The following is a 16,154-nucleotide window of genomic DNA, read 5'->3' on the forward strand; positions in this document are numbered from 1 at the left end:
ACTATTTGGCGATCTGTCGCCCGGTACCATGCTCCCGATCCCATTCGGCAAGCGCATCCGGCGCTCCTGACGGAAGAATCGCCTGCGCTCCCGATCCTTGGCGGAGAGCAAAGAAAGTGAGCAGCAGTTGACGCTGCAGACCGAACATCTGGCGCTCCTGTTCCGGTGTCGCATGATCGTATCCAAGCAGGTGGAGAATACCGTGGATTGTCAGAAGCATCATTTCCTCCATGGTGCTGTGTCCGGCCGCAAGCGCCTGCTGGGCGGCCACCCATGGGCAGATCACGATGTCCCCAAGCACGCCTTCCATCACGGTTCTGCCGTCTCCTGGGCGTAACTCGTCCATGGGGAAGCTCATTACGTCAGTCGGTCCTTCAAGATTCATCCAACGCATGTGCAATTGGGCGATCGGATCGGGGTCGACAAACATGATGGTCAGGTCGGATTGCGTGCTGACGCGCATCTGGTCCATCACCCATATGCCGAGATCGGAGAACACCTTGCCGTCGATCTGCCAGACGGTTTCGTTGGTTACCTCGACGCTCATTCAGCGTTCCTTTCGATTTGCTCGTCCGTTTTCCTAGATGTGATTCTGCTTGCGACGCGACGGCTATGGTCGCCGGCGATGGCCGCGTGTCGATCATAGGCCGCGACGATTTTGCCGACCAGCGCGTGTCGCACCACGTCTTCCGGCTTGAGGTGGGCGAATGCTATGTCGTCGATGCCGTCAAGGATGCGTTCGATGGTGGCAAGGCCGGATTTCGGCACTGTCAGATCGACCTGCGTCACGTCACCCGTGATGATCATTTTCGTGTTGAAACCCAGTCGCGTCAGGAACATCTTCATCTGCTGTTCGGTGGTATTCTGCGCTTCGTCGAGAATCACGAACGCGTCGTTGAGCGTGCGTCCACGCATGTACGCAAGCGGCGCGACTTCAATGGTGCCGTCGTCCATGTAACGTTTGAGCTGGTCCGCTCCGAGCATGTCGGAAAGCGCATCGTACAGCGGGCGAAGATACGGATCGACTTTTTCGTTCAGTGTGCCCGGCAGGAAACCGAGGTTCTCTCCGGCCTCCACTGCAGGTCTGGTCAGAATGATGCGGCGCACCTGCCGATCTTGGAAGGCGCGAACCGCCTTGGCTACTGCAAGATACGTCTTGCCTGTACCGGCGGGGCCGATGGCAAACGTGATGGTATGTGACTCGATGGCATTGACATAGGCGACCTGACCAGCGGTTTTCGCGCGGACCGGCTTGCCAAGCGCAAAGGTGATCACTCCCGGCACATGCGGCTTGCGGCGGTCTGCGGCATGCTCACGTTGTGCGGCACGCCCCTGCTGCCTATCAGCCAAACGTAGTCCCTCCACTACACGCCCATGCCCCGGGCGCGCGGCGCGAACGGGGTTTTTCAACACATTCTGGTCGAGCATGCGTCGCACCGTGTCGGCATCCATCGGAGCCGTATATGCGGCTTGAATGATGTTTTCAATCACATGTTCGGCCTGCGCGGCTTGGGATTCGGATTTGTTGGAATGTGACATGATCGCGATACGGTTGCCTCTGACGATGATGGTCAGGTCAGGGAACGCTCGTTCCACTTCCCGGAGAACCTCGTCGACCGGACCAAGCACGGTTACCGGATCAAGCTGTTGGGGAATCGCGATGGTACGTGTAGTGGTGGCCACAAAACCTCTTCTAACGTTGATATATGGGGAAAAGAAAGTTACTCGTCGAGTTTTTCACCGGTCAGCACATGAGCATGCACATGGAATACGGTTTGCCCCGCATCAATCCCGGTGTTGAAGATCAGCCGGAAGGCGCCATGGAATTCCTTATCGGCGATGATCTGCGCAACTTGAGCCATGTGGGCAAGCTGCTGCGGATCGGCCGCCGCAAGCTCGGCCACGTTCGCATAATGCTCGCGAGGCACCACAAGCACGTGGACTTTGGCCTTCGGATTGATGTCCTTGAACGCGTAGGTGGTATCGTCCTCATACACCTTTTCGCTTGGAATCTCTCCTGTGATGATCTTGCAGAACAGGCAATCCTTGTCGCTCATAATGCTCCTTAATGCTGGGAAACCTCCATGACCATGCTATTGCGCAACCGGGATAATCCACGGCAAATCGCCGACGTGTGGCATCAAACGAAACGTCCCAACGCCCGTGCGAGCAACGATAATGCGACCGGACCGGCCGTGGACGCCCGCAGAATGTTGCTTCCGAGCACGCATACTTCGGCTCCGGCGTTGGTGAAAGACTCAATTTCCGCATCGCCGATACCGCCTTCCGGCCCGACCACCACGTACACGGTACGCTGGCGCCCGTCTTGCAGACACTTGTCGGAAAGCGCCGCGATCGACTCCTCCAACTGGCTCCAGGTCTTGGTGGCATCCTGGTGCAGCACGATTACCATATCGCCGTGCACGCAGGCACGTTTGCATATGGCGACCAGCTGCTTGCTGGTCACGCACTCACCCAATTCAGGCGTCCAGGAACGTCGCGATTGTTCGGTGGCCGCCTCAAGCACTTGCCTCCACTTCTTGTCGGTACGCCCCACCTTCCATTTGGCGATGGAACGATCGGCCTGCCATGGAATTACCTCGTCCACACCGATCTGCGTTGCCGTGTCGATGGCCTGTTCATCATGCCCTGTTTTGGCCAACGCCTGAATCAAAGCGAGTTTGGTGATGGGTTGCGGTTCCTTGCCGAAGCTCGACACTTGCGCGATTCCCTGCTGCGCGTCGCACAGCACTGCATGGATGCGCAATCCCCTACCATCGGAAAGTTGCAGCTCATCACCGTCTTTCAGGCGCATGGCCTGAATGGCGTGGCGACGCACCGATTGAGGCAACGTCAATTTCCATCCGGCGTTCAGCTCATCGCTGTTCACAGGCACATCATCATGTTCCGTATCAAGCAGAAAAAGGGCATCAGTCATAGTTTCAGAGACTACCAGCACCTCGGATACCAATGGCGGAATTCCGCGCGACACGCCGAGACTTGCATCACGCCAAGCATCTGCTATAGTTTTCTTTCGTTGCCGCTGAGCAACGCACCTGTCCGGGTGGCGGAATGGTAGACGCGCTAGCTTGAGGTGCTAGTGCCTATTTATACAGGCGTGCGGGTTCAAGTCCCGCTCCGGACACCAGCAAAACCCCTTGGAGACAAGGGGTTTTCTTGTATCTGAAAAGCTATTCGGTGAAAGATCGGTCACATGCAGTTCATCCATCTTGATTCCATTGACGACGAGCGCGTGGCGGCATACACAAATCTCACGGAAATCCAGCTTCGCAACAAGCTTGAACCCAGCAAAGGCCTGTTCATCGCGGAATCGCCGAAAGTCATTGACAGGGCGCTTGCCGCCAACCGAGAGCCGATATCGCTGCTGGTCGAAGAACCGTGGATTGAAGGCATGGCCGGAACCTTCGCGCTCATCGACAACCGATGGGGCACCGACATTCCCGTGTACGTGGCCTCCCCCGAACAGCTCAAGCAGCTGACCGGCTATCGTCTGCACCGAGGCGCGTTGGCTGCGATGAAACGTTGGCCTTTGCCCAGCGTCGAAGAAGTTTGCCAAGGGGCACGCCGCGTCGCGGTCATGGAGAATATCGTTGACCACACCAATGTCGGCGCGCTTATGCGCTCCGCGGCCGCGTTGGATGTCGATGCCGTGTTGGTAACGCCTTCTTGCGGCGATCCGCTGTATCGGCGCGCCGCCCGCGTGTCGATGGGCACGGTGTTTCAGATTCCGTGGACGCGCATCGGCGGAGATGATAAGCATTACTGGCCGTTCGCCGGCATGCAGGAATTGCGCGATCTTGGATTCACGACCGTTGCGATGGCTCTTGAGGACGACTCCATTTCGTTGGAAGAACTCGTTCGCCGCTTGAACAATGCCGACGACGAAAAAGACCATATCGATAAGTTGGCGCTGATTTTCGGCACTGAAGGCGATGGCCTGTCGCATCACACCATCTCCCGTGCCGACCTGACGGTGAAGATTCCCATGAGCCACGGAGTGGACAGTCTTAACGTTGCCGCTTCGAGCGCCGTAGCCTTCTATTCAACTGCTGTTCGCTAAAACAATCCGCAAATTTTCAAGACTCGCGGTGCAAACTCCTTGCATGTTGCAAAAAATATGCAATTATTGAGTGCGTAAGCGGTTTGCGATGATGCAGACCACCAATGTGTGCGGTGTCATAACGACGCTCTAGGAGAGGAGTTCTCATGGCGAAGAATCCGAAAATTCTTTCCATCGTGCTTGCAGGTGGTGAAGGCACCCGTCTGATGCCTTTGACTAGGGACCGAGCAAAGCCGGCTGTTCCATTCGGCGGCGTGTTCCGACTGATTGACTTCCCATTGAGCAATCTGGTCAATTCCGGCTACATGCAGACCGTGGTGCTCACCCAGTACAAGTCCCATTCGCTTGATCGCCATATTTCCACAGTGTGGCGTTTCTCGCCGTTGCTCGGCAACTATGTCTCCCCTGTTCCCGCCCAGCAGCGTCTCGGTAAGCACTGGTATCTCGGTTCGGCCGACGCCGTCTATCAGACCATCAACATCATCGAAGACGTGCAGCCGGATATTGTGGTGATCGTCGGCGCCGACCACGTTTACCGTATGGACTTCCAGCAGATGGTGCAGCAGCACATCGAATCCGGTGCGGAGTTCACGGTGGCGGGTATTCGCCAGCCGATCAGCCAGTCCAACCAGTTTGGCGTGATCGAGGTTGATCCGGAACACCCGAGCATGATCAAAAGCTTCCAGGAGAAGCCGCAGACCACGACTGGTCTGCCGGATGATCCGAACTCCATCCTCGCTTCCATGGGTAATTACGTTGCCAACACGGACGCCCTGTTCGAGGCTCTGGCGCTCGACGAAAAGGCCGAAGACACCAAGCATGATATGGGTGGCGACATCGCTCCGTACTTCGCGGCTCGCAATGAGGCCGGCGTCTACGACTTCAATTCCAACGAGATTCCGGGAGCGACGCCGACCGATCATGCCTACTGGCGCGACGTGGGTACTCTGAAGCAGTTCTACGATGCACATATGGATCTGATCTCCTATGTGCCGGAGTTCAACCTGTATAACACCGAATGGCCGATCTACACACTGTCCGGCAATCTGCCGCCTGCAAAGTTCGTGCATGCCGGGCGTGACCGTCTTGGACACGCCACCGATTCGATCGTCTCCCCCGGCGTCATCGTGTCGGGCGGCGAAGTGCACCATTCCGTGCTTTCACCGAACGTACGTATCCACTCGTGGTCGCAGGTCGTCGATTCGATTCTGTTCGACGGCGTGACCATCAATCGTCGGGCACGCGTCTACAAGGCGATTCTCGACAAGAATGTTGTGCTTACCGAGAATTCGACCGTCGGTATCGATACCGAACATGATCTGGCTCGTGGCTTCACCGTCACGCCGGAAGGCATCACTGTGGTGCCGAAGGGTACTGTGGTCGACGACTGACGTTCTGCCGCACACAGAACAAAAGCGTGCTTCCCAGCGTCGGGAGCACGCTTTTTATGTCGTTTTTATGTCGCTATACTGTCAGTATTTCGGAAGATTATCGAAGTTGAAGCCAAGCGCAGCCAACTGTTCGCGTCCTTCCGGAGTAATCTTTTCCATGCTCCAACGCGGCTGCCATGTCCAATCGATACGGAATTCCTCAACGAGGCCTGCAAGGGTGCTTGCGCACTCGTCTTCAATCAAATCGGTCAGCGGGCATGCCGGAGTGGTCAGCGTCATCGTAATGATGGCACGGCCAAGCTCATCGATTTCAATGCCGTATACTAAGCCCAAATCAATCACGTCAATGCCGAGTTCCGGATCAATGACCTGATGTAGTGCTTCCTTCACATCAGCGGCGGTCGCACGTCCGATATCATCGACGGCCTTCAATGCGATGCCGTCATCCTGCTCCTCGGAACAGCCGCATGCTCCGGCCTGATTGCCACAGCCACAAGCATCCTGCTTGATGTTCTCGTGTTCGATTTCCACTGGTTTGCCGTCCTTGAATCCTTTGGCGAGATTAGGGTTAAGCATGACGCGACGCGCAGCGGCTTCATCATTGCCCAATGCCTTGGCAACGGAATCGAAAATCGAGGCCTGCGGTTCTGGGACCAAGGTATCGCTCATTGTCGCTCCATATTTGATTTGAGTATATCCTGTTGAGTAGCCTATCGTGTTGGCTGGAGTTTGTCGACGGTGTTTCGTTCACTGTAGGCACAATGCACGAAACACCGGTCCACTTGCGGAAAGATGCTTGTCACGCCTTCGCAGACAACGCCTTAGCCACGGAATCCTTCATGCCTTCCCAACCAAGCAATGCGCATTTGATACGCATCGGATACTTGGAAACTCCTTGGAAAACGATGCCGTCCTCAAGGGATTCTTCCGCGGATTCATCATCCAGTCCCTTGCCACGTGATTCCATGAGCTTATGGAAGGTATTAGCCAAGTTCATGGCCTCATCCACGGTTTTGCCTTCCACAAGGTCGACCATCACCGAAAGGCTGGCTTGTGAAATGGAACAACCATGACCGTCCCACACCAATCGTTCGATAACATGCGGCTCCTGGTCGGAAACCTCCACGTGCACGGTGGCCTCGTCTCCACAGGTCGGATTGAACTGATGGGACTCGCCAGGAGTGCAATACTCGTGAACCGCCTGAACCGTAGCGTTTCCCGATTGGGAAGCATGTTCAGAAGCCAGATCCGGAGCGAAATGCTCCCTGCCATGCGGATTCTTTGAGGCTTCGAGAATGACCTCCTGATACATCTGCTCGAGATCGTCGCCAGACAATGCAAAATCACTCATATGTGCTACTTAACTCCAAAGAACGGACGGACCTTCTTCAACGCCTCAACCAACGCCTGTGCGTCTTCGACGCAGTTGTAGATGCCACTGGATGCACGGTTGGACGCATATACACCGAAATGGCGGTGCACCGGCTGCGCACAATGGTGACCGACACGGATGGCGATGCCTTGCGCATCGATGAACTGGCCGACATCATGCGGGTGAACACCTTCGATTTCGAAAGCAACCGTACCGATACGTTGCTCGTTGGCATGCGGTCCAAGAATGCGTACACCCTCGATCTGCCCCATCTTGAGCAGTTCTCCTGCGATAACGCGTTCGTGGGCTTCAAGGTTTTCCATGCCAATGTTCATTAGCCACTCGGCTGCAACGCCTGCTGCGACGACTTGGGCAACTGGCTGTGTGCCCGCCTCGAAACGTGCCGGGGGTGCCATGTATTGCGCTTCCTGATCCATCCAGGCAAGTTCCACCATGGATCCGCCGAAATTCGCCGGAGGCAACGCTTCGAGCATCTCACGCTTGCCATATAGGAAGCCGACGCCCGTTGGACCGTACATCTTATGCGCGCTCCATGCGGCGAAATCCACGTCCAATGCGTGCAAATCGATCTTCAGGTGCGGCACGGACTGACATGCGTCAAGCACAACCACTGCGCCCACCTCGTGCGCACGCTTCACAATCGGCGCAATATCGGTGATGGCACCAGTGGTGTTGCCTACATGGGTGACGGCCACGATCTTCGTACGCTCGGTGATTACCTCATCTGCGGTGTTGGCAAGGATTCGTCCCTCATCGTCCAGATCAAACCATTTCAATGTCGCTCCGGTACGTGCGGCAAGTTCCTGGAATGGCAGCAACACAGAATGATGTTCAGCTTTGGATACGACAATCTCGTCTCCCGGCTTCACAGCGAAACGTCGTGCCACTTCTCCCCCACGCCCCTGGGATGCGTTACCGAAGGCGGTCGCCAACAGATTCAATCCTGCCGTGGCGCCGGAAGTGACGACGATTTCCTCCTCGCCTTCAACCGCATTGGCACCGACAAGACGCGCCACCTTGGCACGCGCCTCCTCGAACGCCATGGTGCTGCGTGCGGCAAGTTCATGCGCTCCACGATGCACACCGGCGTTGATGGTGCGATAGAAATCGCTTTCGGCGTCGATCACGCATTGCGGTTTCTGAGAAGTCGCCGCGGAATCCAAATAAACGAGCTGATGGCCGTGAATCTTCTGATTGAGAATCGGAAATTCCCTACGGATCGCCGCGAAACCGGTCATGCCAGCGCGCTTTCGGAATCGGCACCTTCCGGCAGGTATGCGTCATAGCCGGATTCCTCAAGCTCGTCGGCCAGTTCAGGACCACCAGTCTTGACGAAGTGGCCTGCCGCAAACACATGCACGATATCCGGCTTGATGTACTTGAGGATTCGGGTGTAATGCGTGACCATGAGGATGCCGAACTGGCTGGCTTCCTTGGCGCGGTTCACACCCTCGGAGACGATACGCAACGCGTCGACATCCAGACCGGAGTCGGTTTCGTCAAGGATGGCGAACTTCGGCTTGAGAAGCTCGAGCTGCAGCACTTCGGCACGCTTCTTCTCACCGCCGGAGAAACCCTCGTTCACGGAACGGGTGGCGAACTTCGGATCCATCTTCAGGCGTTTCATCGCTTCAGACAGTTCCTTGGTCCAGGTACGGATGGCTGGAGCCTTGCCGTCGACTTCGGTTTTTGCGGTGCGCAGGAAGTTGGTCATCGACACACCCGGCACTTCGACCGGATACTGCATGGCCAGGAAGATACCTACCTTGGCTCGCTCGTCCGGAGTCATCTTGAGGATGTCTTCGCCGTCGAGCAGCACCTGTCCGGAATCGACCACGTACTTGGGATGGCCCGCCAGCGTGTATGCCAGCGTGGATTTGCCGGATCCGTTCGGTCCCATGATGGCATGGGTTTCGCCGGAGTTGACGGTCAGGTTCACGCCTTTGAGGATCGGCTTGATGCCGTCCTTGGTTTCGACGTGGGCGTACAGATCTTTGATTTCAAGAGTTGACATGGTTTTCGCTCCTACGTTCTACTTCTCTTCCAACACCTGGGCGATTGCGTCATTCTCGCCGCGTGCCAGGCGCATATCGATAACGTTCATGAGATGTTCGCTGATTGCGGGAATGCCGATTTCCTCGACGAGTTCGCCGAAGAAGCCGCGCACCACAAGTTTGCGGGCTTCGGTTTCCGGAATGCCACGGGACTGCAGATAGAACAGCTCCTCATCGTCGAAACGACCGACGGAAGAGGCATGTCCAGCTCCGATGATGTTGCCGTTTTCGATTTCTAGATTCGGTTCGGAATCGGCGATCGCGCCCGGAGTAAGTACCAGATTGCGGTTGAGCTCATACGAGTCAGTACCCGGCGCGGTCGGAGCGATCAGCGCGTTGCCGACCCATGTGGAGTGCGCGTCCTTGCCGTCAAGAGCGCCTTTATATACCACACGACTCTTACATTCGGGATAGTTGTGCACAACCATGGTGCGATGTTCGATATGCTCGCCCGGATCCACGAAGTAGATACCCAGCATATTGAGATCGCCTTGGCCGCCGCCGAAATCCTGATCCATACGGATTCGAACAACGTCGCCGCCGAGCGTGACCACGGAATGACGCAGGGACGCGCCCTCTCCCATGTGGATGCGCTGGTTGCCCACATGCTTGGATCCCTTGTTCCACTCCTGAATGAATGTGGTGGACACATGGGAGTCCTTACCTGTGAGGATCTCCACGCCTTCGGCGATACGTGCATCGCCGTCATGCTCCACAACAACATCAGCGTGGGCGCGGTCAGCTGCGATGATCACCAAATGGAAAGCATCCAAGTCGGTTCCGGCACCATGCACCTTGACAAGCACTGGTTGCTCGATTTCACCCTCAATGCGCAGAATTCCAGCACGGGATGTGGAATTCCATTGCACCGCGGACACGCGATCGCAAGGCTTGGAAACAATGCCTGTATCGGCGTCTCCCGGCTTGCCTTCGCTATAGGTCACGCCTTCAGTGAGAGCCGTGCCGTCGATCATAGTGACGGCAATCTGGGTTTCGTTCGACGGCGTAAACGGTTCAAAGAACTCTTCGACGCGTTCCACAGGGGTATAACGCCAATCATCCTGCTTGCGGTCGGGCACTTCGAATGCGTCTACATCGAATGAACGCGGCGAGCGATCCGCCGAAGATGGCATGGCCGCCGGATTCGCATACGGATCGTTCGGATCCGCGACGGGAATGTTGATTTCCTGAGTTTGTGCCATGGTAATCAGCCCACCGATCCTTCCATCTGCAGTTCAACCAGTCGGTTCAGTTCAAGCGCGTATTCCATCGGCAGCTCACGGCTGATAGGCTCCACGAAGCCTCGCACGATCATGCCCATGGCCTCGTCTTCGGAAAGACCGCGGCTCATCAGGTAGAACAGCTGGTCTTCGGAAACCTTGGAAACCGTAGCCTCATGTGCCATGGAAACATCGTCTTCGCGCACGTCCACATGCGGGTAGGTGTCGGAGCGACTGAACTCATCGACAAGCAGTGCATCGCATACCGTCGAGTTGGACGATCCTTCGGCACCCTTGACGATTTTGACGAGACCACGATACGCGGAACGTCCACCGCCGCGGGAAATCGACTTCGCCACAATGGTGGAGCTGGTGTGCGGTGCAAGGTGGATCATCTTCGCACCGGTATCCTGATACTGGCCCTTACCTGCGAAGCCAAGCGACATGGTGCTGGCCTTCGCATACGGCTCGGCAAGAATGCAGGCCGGATACTTCATGGTTGCCTTAGAACCAATGTTGCCATCGACCCATTCCATAGTGCCGCCTTCACGCACGTAGGCACGCTGCGTCACCAGATTGTAGACGTTGTTCGACCAGTTCTGCACGGTGGTGTAGCGCACGCGGGCATGTGGCTCAACGAAAATCTCCACTACGCCGGAATGCAGCGAATCGGTCGAGTAGATCGGCGCGGTGCAGCCTTCCACATAATGCACGTACGATCCCTCATCGGCAATAATCAACGTGCGTTCGAACTGACCCATGTTCGGCGTGTTGATACGGAAGTATGCCTGCAGCGGAATATCGACATGCACACCTTTCGGCACGTAGACGAACGATCCACCGGACCATGCGGCGGTGTTCAATGCCGAGAATTTGTTGTCGTTGCTTGGAATGCACTTGCCGAAATACTTCTTGACGATTTCCGGATATTTCTGCACCGCAGTGTCGGTGTCGACGAAAATCACGCCTTGGTCTTCGAGATCCTTCTGGATCGAGTTGTAGATGACTTCGGATTCATACTGTGCCGCGACGCCGGAGACAAGACGGCTTTTTTCCGCTTCCGGAATGCCAAGCTTGTCATACGTCGTGCGGATCTCATCAGGCAATTCCTCCCAGGTCGTGGCCTGCTTGTCGATCGGCTTGACGTAATACTTGAAATCGTCGGCGTCAAAATCCTTCAGATCGACACCCCATTGAGGCATCGGACGGTTGATGAAATCGCGATAGCCTTCCAATCGCTTTTCCAGCATCCATTCCGGCTCGTTCTTATCTGCGGAAATGGCGCGCACGACGTTCTCGTCAATGCCTTTTTTTGCCGCTTCTCCGGCGAAATCCGTGTCATGCCATCCGTACGTATAGTCGCCGAACTGCTGGATGATTTCGTCATCCTGCTTGATTTTATCTTCGTTCACTCGCGTGCGATCAGCCACATATTGGCTCATCTCCACGTCAGCTGCGGCATTGGGCGCTTGGTTCTCTGCCACCGTACGCTGCCTCCAATCACTCGTTTGTACTTATGACAACCTAACAGAACGTGGGGTGAAACACTAGCACCCCTTTCGCTATTCGGCAATGATTTGTCGTGATTTATCTTACATAGCGCAAAGGCGGAAGCCGAACATCAGTCTTCCGCCTTTGCGTCTTTCTGTCGATAGCCCGCGAATCAGGCCTGAACGTGAACCGTCGTTCCCATTAGGCACCAATTGTAGAACCATTCGGCCTGATCCCAGCCGACGCCGACGCAACCATGGGATGTGTTCTTCCCCATAGCTTGAATGCTGCTGTCGTTGAACGCGCTCTGGGTGGCGATGCGGTGAATCGCACATCCGGTCTTTGAGAAGTAGTTGACGAATCCAACATCCTTGACATCCCACTTCTCGGTGCTTCCGTTCGATAGGGTAAGCGAGCCACTCATGTTCTGAGATTGGTATTTGAGCCACACTTTGAAGTCGCCGTCAGGCGTACAGTTGTCGTAGGAGTTCGAATCGCAGTAGGTTGGCGTACACAAGTCGCCGCTCGGCTGGCACTGGCCCGTCTGATAATCGTTGCCCTGACCGGCAGACATATGCATGACACGGACGGTCTGCCCATTTTCAATGGCTGTAACGGTATGCGAAGACAAGCTGACCACCACGGTACGTGTGGTTTTTTTCTCATTCTGTGGGTCGCAAGTGCCTTGGATATTTACTGAATCAGAGCCTTTGGCAAACGCCTCAGCGGCATCACGGCCAACATTGGTGTCACCACCATCAGAAACAGTTATGCCATCATGCCCAGCTACATTGGTTTGCAGCACATCACCGACACTATTAACGATGACATCACCGTCAACTCGATCCGCATGGAAGTTCGATTTGATGGAATCATTATAGTATTGCTGCAATTTGTCCCCGTCGATGATCAAAGAGCCATTTCGGGTTTGATTATTGCCGAGCTTCTCACTATCCGGTCCAAGCGTGATGGCCGATGCGATGGACTGCGCGCCGAATTCCGCCACTTTATGGTCGCCGATTTTGATAGCCACCGGCTTCGCTATCCACGCGTCAGCAGAAGCCTTGGCCTCGTTGGCTTGGTCATCCGTGATGACGGGATCAGTAACCTTATTTTTAAGAGTCACCATTTGAGCGGTCTGCTTGCCGAAGGACTCAAGCACGTTCTTGGCTTCTTTGACGATATCCGTCACATCGATACCAGTCCCCTGTTGGCCTGGCGTCACATCGAAGGCGGTACCATCCGCGTTGAGCTGTAGCGACGGGTTGGTGGCGGACACGGACTGCACTCCCAACATGTCACCTACCGTCTGGGCACTGACTCGAGAATCGTCGAAAGACTCGACGTCGACATCCTCACGGGTCCAGAATGCATACTTCTGGAAAAAGGAATCGTTACGTTTCGCGTTCATCACATTTTCGGCGATGGACTCCGCGTCAATGGCGACGCCAAGATCCTTCAACGTGACTTTCTTACTCGTTCCCTCATAGGAAACGGGAACCGTCAATGATTCCGCCGTATCGGAAATCTCTTGGATGATATGATCTCGGGATTGTCCTGTCATGGACTTGCCCCAGAGCGTGACACCTGGCAACGCATGTGACTGGAAGAACCAGTATCCGCCGCCGGACACGACACCGAGAAGAAGCATCACCGCGAGAACAATCCACAGCCACAACAGGTGGCGCTTCTTGCTGGCATTCACAGTCAACGCTGCGCCATCATCAATGGGATCGGCCGTTTCGGCAAACGAATCCAAGCTCACCTGCGAGATGACTTTTGGGTCATCGCCCATGTTTGGGAAGGCGAACTTACCGTTGCCGCTTTCCGGAGAATCCATATCGTTCAAGCTCATGCTCCCTCGTAAAGGTTTTTCATTACGAATACGTCTTGTTGGTAATTCAAGGCCAGGCCCCTATTATGCAACATGGTCATGAACTCCTTTGGACTCATGACCATGTTGCATATCGGGTTATCCGACGTTAATCACAATTCGTCGATTTAGCGCTCCTGCTGGTGGTCCAGAGCAGCCTTGACTAGACCTGCGAACAGCGGGTGCGGCTTGGTCGGGCGGGACTTGAACTCAGGATGAGCCTGAGTGGCCACATAGAACGGGTGCACTTCGCGAGGAAGTTCGACGAACTCGGTGAGTTCGCCGTCCGGGCTCTGGCCGGAAATGCGCAGACCCGCTTCACGCAGACGGTCCTTATATGCCACGTTCACTTCGTAACGGTGACGATGGCGCTCAGTGACATGCGTGGTGCCGTACAGTTCCGCAACGATGGAACCTTCTTCAAGCTCAGCAGGATAGGAGCCAAGACGCATGGTGTGTCCCATGTCACCATTGCCAGCGACGATGTCTTTCTGCTCCTCCATGGTTGCGATGACCGGGGTCGCACAATCGGGCTCGAACTCGGTGGAGTTCGCGTCCTCCAAGCCGAGGACGTGGCGGGCGTATTCGATGACCATGGACTGCAGGCCGAGGCACAGGCCGAGAGCCGGCAGCTTGTTCTCACGGGCGAACTTCAGGGCGCCGATCTTGCCGTCGATGCCGCGGATGCCGAAGCCTCCGGGAACGACAATGCCGTCGACTTGGTCGAGCGCGGCGGCCGCACCCTCCTCGGTCTCGCACTTATCGGCGGCGACCCACTTGACGTTCACCTTGGCATAGTTGGCGAAACCACCGGCCTTGATGGCTTCGGTAACAGACAGGTAGGCATCCGGCAGATCGATGTACTTGCCGACGATGGCGATGTTCACCTCATGCTTCGGGTGGTGCACACGCTCCAGCAGGTCCTCCCACTCGTCCCAATCGACATCGTGGAACGGCAGGCCGAGTTCGCGCACGACATAGGCATCGAGGCCTTCGTCGAACAGGGTCTTCGGCACGTCGTAGATGCTCGGGGCGTCCACACAGTTGACCACGCCTTCGGAATCCACGTCGCACATCAGGGAGATCTTGTCCTTGATGGACTGGTTCAGCGGACGGTCGGAACGCAACACCAGGGCATCCGGGGAGATGCCGAGCTGACGCAGCATCATGACGGAGTGCTGGGTCGGCTTGGTCTTGAGCTCATGGGCAGCAGCAATGTACGGCACCAAGGAGACGTGCACGAACATGCAGTTTTCGGCGCCCAGATCGCGGCGGACCTCACGCGCGGCCTCCAGGAACGGCTGGGATTCGATGTCGCCGACGGTGCCACCGATTTCGGTGATGATCACGTCGACGTCATCGGACGCCTGCGCACGCATGCGGGACTTGATTTCGTTGGTGATGTGCGGGATGACCTGCACGCACTGTCCAAGGTATTCGCCGGCGCGTTCCTTGCGCAGCACTTCCTGGTAGATCTGGCCGGTGGTGACGTTCGCCTTTTGGCTCAGATACACGTCAAGGAAACGCTCATAGTGGCCGATGTCGAGATCGGTTTCGGCGCCGTCCTCGGTGACATAGACTTCACCATGCTGGAACGGATTCATAGTGCCCGGATCAACGTTGATGTACGGATCGAGCTTCTGCTGCAAAACCTTGATGCCACGGCTACGAAGTAGGCGACCAAGGGAGGATGCGGTCAGGCCTTTGCCGAGAGAGGAAACAACGCCACCGGTGACAAAAATATGCTTGGTAACGTGCTCTTGAGAATTGCCATGTGTTCTTCTAACCATGGAACTTCAGTCTATCAGCGGCATAAGACGCGGCGTGTTTCTTCAATGCGAAAATGCGGGACCATCGTCTCTTCGATGATCCCGCCTAGCAAAAGTAGGAAATACAGTCAGTCAATCAGATTCAGTTCTTCTTTCTGTGGGAAGCCGCGAATGCGAATGCTATGTCAAAAGTCACCGTGGCCAATACGAAACCCGTGATGGCGGACCTGTCTTCGGGCTCTTCCAGCTGGAGTCGGCAGGCTTGCAGTAGATGGTGACGCTTCTATCATCCGGTAGTGTCTCGTCATCTTTCTGGTTCGCATCAGGATCGGACGGATCGGTGGCCCCGGTGGATGCCGGATGCCTACCGGAAAGCATCCGGCATGTATTGCGTTGCTTGGGCAGTCCCAATCAGAACTCGAAAAACGTTACTTAGCTTCCAGCAGGTGCGCGACGGCGTCCAAAGCGAGCTTGTATCCGTAGAAGCCCATGCCAGTGATAGTGCCGGTGGCGACCGGTGAAATCACGGAGCGTTTGCGAAACTCGTCGCGCGCGGACGGATTGGATATATGCACCTCCATCAGCGGCAGACCCTCGTCAATCACCATGTGGGCGGCGTCCGCAAGACCGTAGGAGTAATGGGTGAATGCGGCGGGGTTCATCACGATGGGCGTCTTCTCGTCGGCGGCCTGATGCATCCAGCCGATCATCTCGGCCTCGTCATCGCTCTGGCGGACCTCCACGTCAAGCCCGAGTTCCGAACCCCACTGCGTGCACAACTCGCGCAGGGTCTCAAGATCCTGCTTGCCGTACACGTCGGGCTGTCGCACGCCAAGACGACCGAGATTCGGTCCATTGATGACTACTACTTTAGTCATGTTC

Annotated in this window: 15 protein-coding genes and 1 tRNA gene; 3 read left to right on the forward strand and 13 right to left on the reverse strand. The window is 56.1% G+C overall.

Annotated features, from left to right (window positions below; genetic code table 11):
- Position 1 precedes the first annotated feature (1 nt).
- The 4 genes from ybeY to CE168_RS00215 form a co-directional block, all read right to left on the reverse strand.
- Positions 2–547 (reverse strand): rRNA maturation RNase YbeY, encoded by a 546-nt coding sequence (gene ybeY, locus CE168_RS00200; RefSeq protein ID WP_003835085.1) that lies wholly within the window; start codon positions 545–547, stop codon positions 2–4.
- Entirely contained in the window at positions 544–1,683 is a 1,140-nt protein-coding gene (locus tag CE168_RS00205; protein ID WP_099570639.1) for a PhoH family protein, read from the reverse strand. Before CE168_RS00205 ends, ybeY begins: the two co-directional genes overlap by 4 nt.
- A 38-nt stretch (positions 1,684–1,721) precedes the next feature.
- Positions 1,722–2,057, reverse strand: a complete 336-nt coding sequence (locus CE168_RS00210; protein WP_099570640.1) for a histidine triad nucleotide-binding protein — start codon at positions 2,055–2,057, stop codon at positions 1,722–1,724.
- 83 nt (positions 2,058–2,140) lie between these two features.
- A complete protein-coding gene (locus CE168_RS00215) occupies positions 2,141–2,938 on the reverse strand; it encodes a 16S rRNA (uracil(1498)-N(3))-methyltransferase (protein WP_099570641.1) in 798 nt (265 codons plus the stop codon).
- Positions 2,939–3,058: 120 nt separating this feature from the next.
- Between CE168_RS00215 and CE168_RS00220 the strand changes: the two genes are divergently transcribed.
- The 3 genes from CE168_RS00220 (at position 3,059) to glgC (ending at position 5,472) form a co-directional block, all read left to right on the forward strand.
- Positions 3,059–3,148: transfer RNA gene (locus tag CE168_RS00220), tRNA-Leu, on the forward strand.
- 66 nt (positions 3,149–3,214) lie between these two features.
- Positions 3,215–4,081: a TrmH family RNA methyltransferase gene (locus CE168_RS00225; protein WP_099570642.1), complete on the forward strand. Its 867-nt coding sequence runs from the start codon at positions 3,215–3,217 to the stop codon at positions 4,079–4,081.
- A 146-nt stretch (positions 4,082–4,227) separates the two neighbouring features.
- On the forward strand, positions 4,228–5,472 hold the full coding sequence (gene glgC / locus CE168_RS00230; RefSeq protein WP_033501205.1) for a glucose-1-phosphate adenylyltransferase: 1,245 nt from the start codon (positions 4,228–4,230) through the stop codon (positions 5,470–5,472).
- 81 nt (positions 5,473–5,553) lie between these two features.
- Here glgC and CE168_RS00235 read toward each other — a convergent pair whose 3' ends face one another.
- The 9 genes from CE168_RS00235 to CE168_RS00280 all read right to left on the reverse strand — a co-directional run bounded on the left by CE168_RS00235 (position 5,554) and on the right by CE168_RS00280 (position 16,150).
- A complete protein-coding gene (locus CE168_RS00235) occupies positions 5,554–6,141 on the reverse strand; it encodes a metal-sulfur cluster assembly factor (protein ID WP_099570643.1) in 588 nt (195 codons plus the stop codon).
- A 130-nt stretch (positions 6,142–6,271) separates the two neighbouring features.
- On the reverse strand, positions 6,272–6,823 hold the full coding sequence (gene sufU / locus CE168_RS00240) for a Fe-S cluster assembly sulfur transfer protein SufU (protein WP_099570644.1): 552 nt from the start codon (positions 6,821–6,823) through the stop codon (positions 6,272–6,274).
- Between the two features lie 5 nt (positions 6,824–6,828).
- Positions 6,829–8,103 carry a SufS family cysteine desulfurase gene (locus tag CE168_RS00245; RefSeq protein WP_099570645.1) on the reverse strand — a complete coding sequence of 425 codons (1,275 nt, stop codon included), beginning with the start codon at positions 8,101–8,103 and terminating at the stop codon, positions 6,829–6,831.
- Positions 8,100–8,879, reverse strand: a complete 780-nt coding sequence (sufC, locus tag CE168_RS00250) for a Fe-S cluster assembly ATPase SufC (RefSeq protein WP_099570646.1) — start codon at positions 8,877–8,879, stop codon at positions 8,100–8,102. The genes CE168_RS00245 and sufC overlap by 4 nt, the downstream gene beginning before the upstream one ends.
- An 18-nt stretch (positions 8,880–8,897) precedes the next feature.
- Positions 8,898–10,121 carry a Fe-S cluster assembly protein SufD gene (gene sufD / locus CE168_RS00255; RefSeq protein ID WP_099570647.1) on the reverse strand — a complete coding sequence of 408 codons (1,224 nt, stop codon included), beginning with the start codon at positions 10,119–10,121 and terminating at the stop codon, positions 8,898–8,900.
- Positions 10,122–10,126: 5 nt separating this feature from the next.
- Positions 10,127–11,581 (reverse strand): Fe-S cluster assembly protein SufB, encoded by a 1,455-nt coding sequence (gene sufB / locus CE168_RS00260; RefSeq protein ID WP_099571143.1) that lies wholly within the window; start codon positions 11,579–11,581, stop codon positions 10,127–10,129.
- Between the two features lie 221 nt (positions 11,582–11,802).
- On the reverse strand, positions 11,803–13,485 hold the full coding sequence (locus CE168_RS00265) for a L,D-transpeptidase family protein (protein ID WP_099570648.1): 1,683 nt from the start codon (positions 13,483–13,485) through the stop codon (positions 11,803–11,805).
- Positions 13,486–13,631: 146 nt separating this feature from the next.
- Positions 13,632–15,293 carry a CTP synthase gene (locus tag CE168_RS00270; RefSeq protein ID WP_099570649.1) on the reverse strand — a complete coding sequence of 554 codons (1,662 nt, stop codon included), beginning with the start codon at positions 15,291–15,293 and terminating at the stop codon, positions 13,632–13,634.
- A gap of 407 nt (positions 15,294–15,700) precedes the next feature.
- Positions 15,701–16,150 (reverse strand): type II 3-dehydroquinate dehydratase, encoded by a 450-nt coding sequence (locus tag CE168_RS00280; protein WP_099570650.1) that lies wholly within the window; start codon positions 16,148–16,150, stop codon positions 15,701–15,703.
- Positions 16,151–16,154 lie beyond the last annotated feature (4 nt).

This window comes from Bifidobacterium sp. N5G01 (genome assembly GCF_002742425.1).
In the GTDB taxonomy this organism is placed as follows: Bacteria; Actinomycetota; Actinomycetes; order Actinomycetales; family Bifidobacteriaceae; genus Bifidobacterium; species Bifidobacterium hominis.

What these genes read in the sequence shown, in the direction of transcription:
- CE168_RS00210 (WP_099570640.1), bottom strand. Translation starts at nt 2,057, where the DNA reads ATGAGCGACAAGGATTGCCTGTTCTGCAAGATCATCACAGGAGAGATT.
- sufU (WP_099570644.1), bottom strand. Translation starts at nt 6,823, where the DNA reads ATGAGTGATTTTGCATTGTCTGGCGACGATCTCGAGCAGATGTATCAG.
- CE168_RS00270 (WP_099570649.1), bottom strand. Translation starts at nt 15,293, where the DNA reads ATGGTTAGAAGAACACATGGCAATTCTCAAGAGCACGTTACCAAGCAT.
- CE168_RS00215 (WP_099570641.1), bottom strand. Translation starts at nt 2,938, where the DNA reads ATGACTGATGCCCTTTTTCTGCTTGATACGGAACATGATGATGTGCCT.
- sufB (WP_099571143.1), bottom strand. Translation starts at nt 11,581, where the DNA reads ATGAGCCAATATGTGGCTGATCGCACGCGAGTGAACGAAGATAAAATC.
- CE168_RS00235 (WP_099570643.1), bottom strand. Translation starts at nt 6,141, where the DNA reads ATGAGCGATACCTTGGTCCCAGAACCGCAGGCCTCGATTTTCGATTCC.
- CE168_RS00225 (WP_099570642.1), top strand. Translation starts at nt 3,215, where the DNA reads ATGCAGTTCATCCATCTTGATTCCATTGACGACGAGCGCGTGGCGGCA.
- sufC (WP_099570646.1), bottom strand. Translation starts at nt 8,879, where the DNA reads ATGTCAACTCTTGAAATCAAAGATCTGTACGCCCACGTCGAAACCAAG.
- ybeY (WP_003835085.1), bottom strand. Translation starts at nt 547, where the DNA reads ATGAGCGTCGAGGTAACCAACGAAACCGTCTGGCAGATCGACGGCAAG.
- CE168_RS00280 (WP_099570650.1), bottom strand. Translation starts at nt 16,150, where the DNA reads ATGACTAAAGTAGTAGTCATCAATGGACCGAATCTCGGTCGTCTTGGC.
- CE168_RS00265 (WP_099570648.1), bottom strand. Translation starts at nt 13,485, where the DNA reads ATGAGCTTGAACGATATGGATTCTCCGGAAAGCGGCAACGGTAAGTTC.
- glgC (WP_033501205.1), top strand. Translation starts at nt 4,228, where the DNA reads ATGGCGAAGAATCCGAAAATTCTTTCCATCGTGCTTGCAGGTGGTGAA.
- CE168_RS00245 (WP_099570645.1), bottom strand. Translation starts at nt 8,103, where the DNA reads ATGACCGGTTTCGCGGCGATCCGTAGGGAATTTCCGATTCTCAATCAG.
- sufD (WP_099570647.1), bottom strand. Translation starts at nt 10,121, where the DNA reads ATGGCACAAACTCAGGAAATCAACATTCCCGTCGCGGATCCGAACGAT.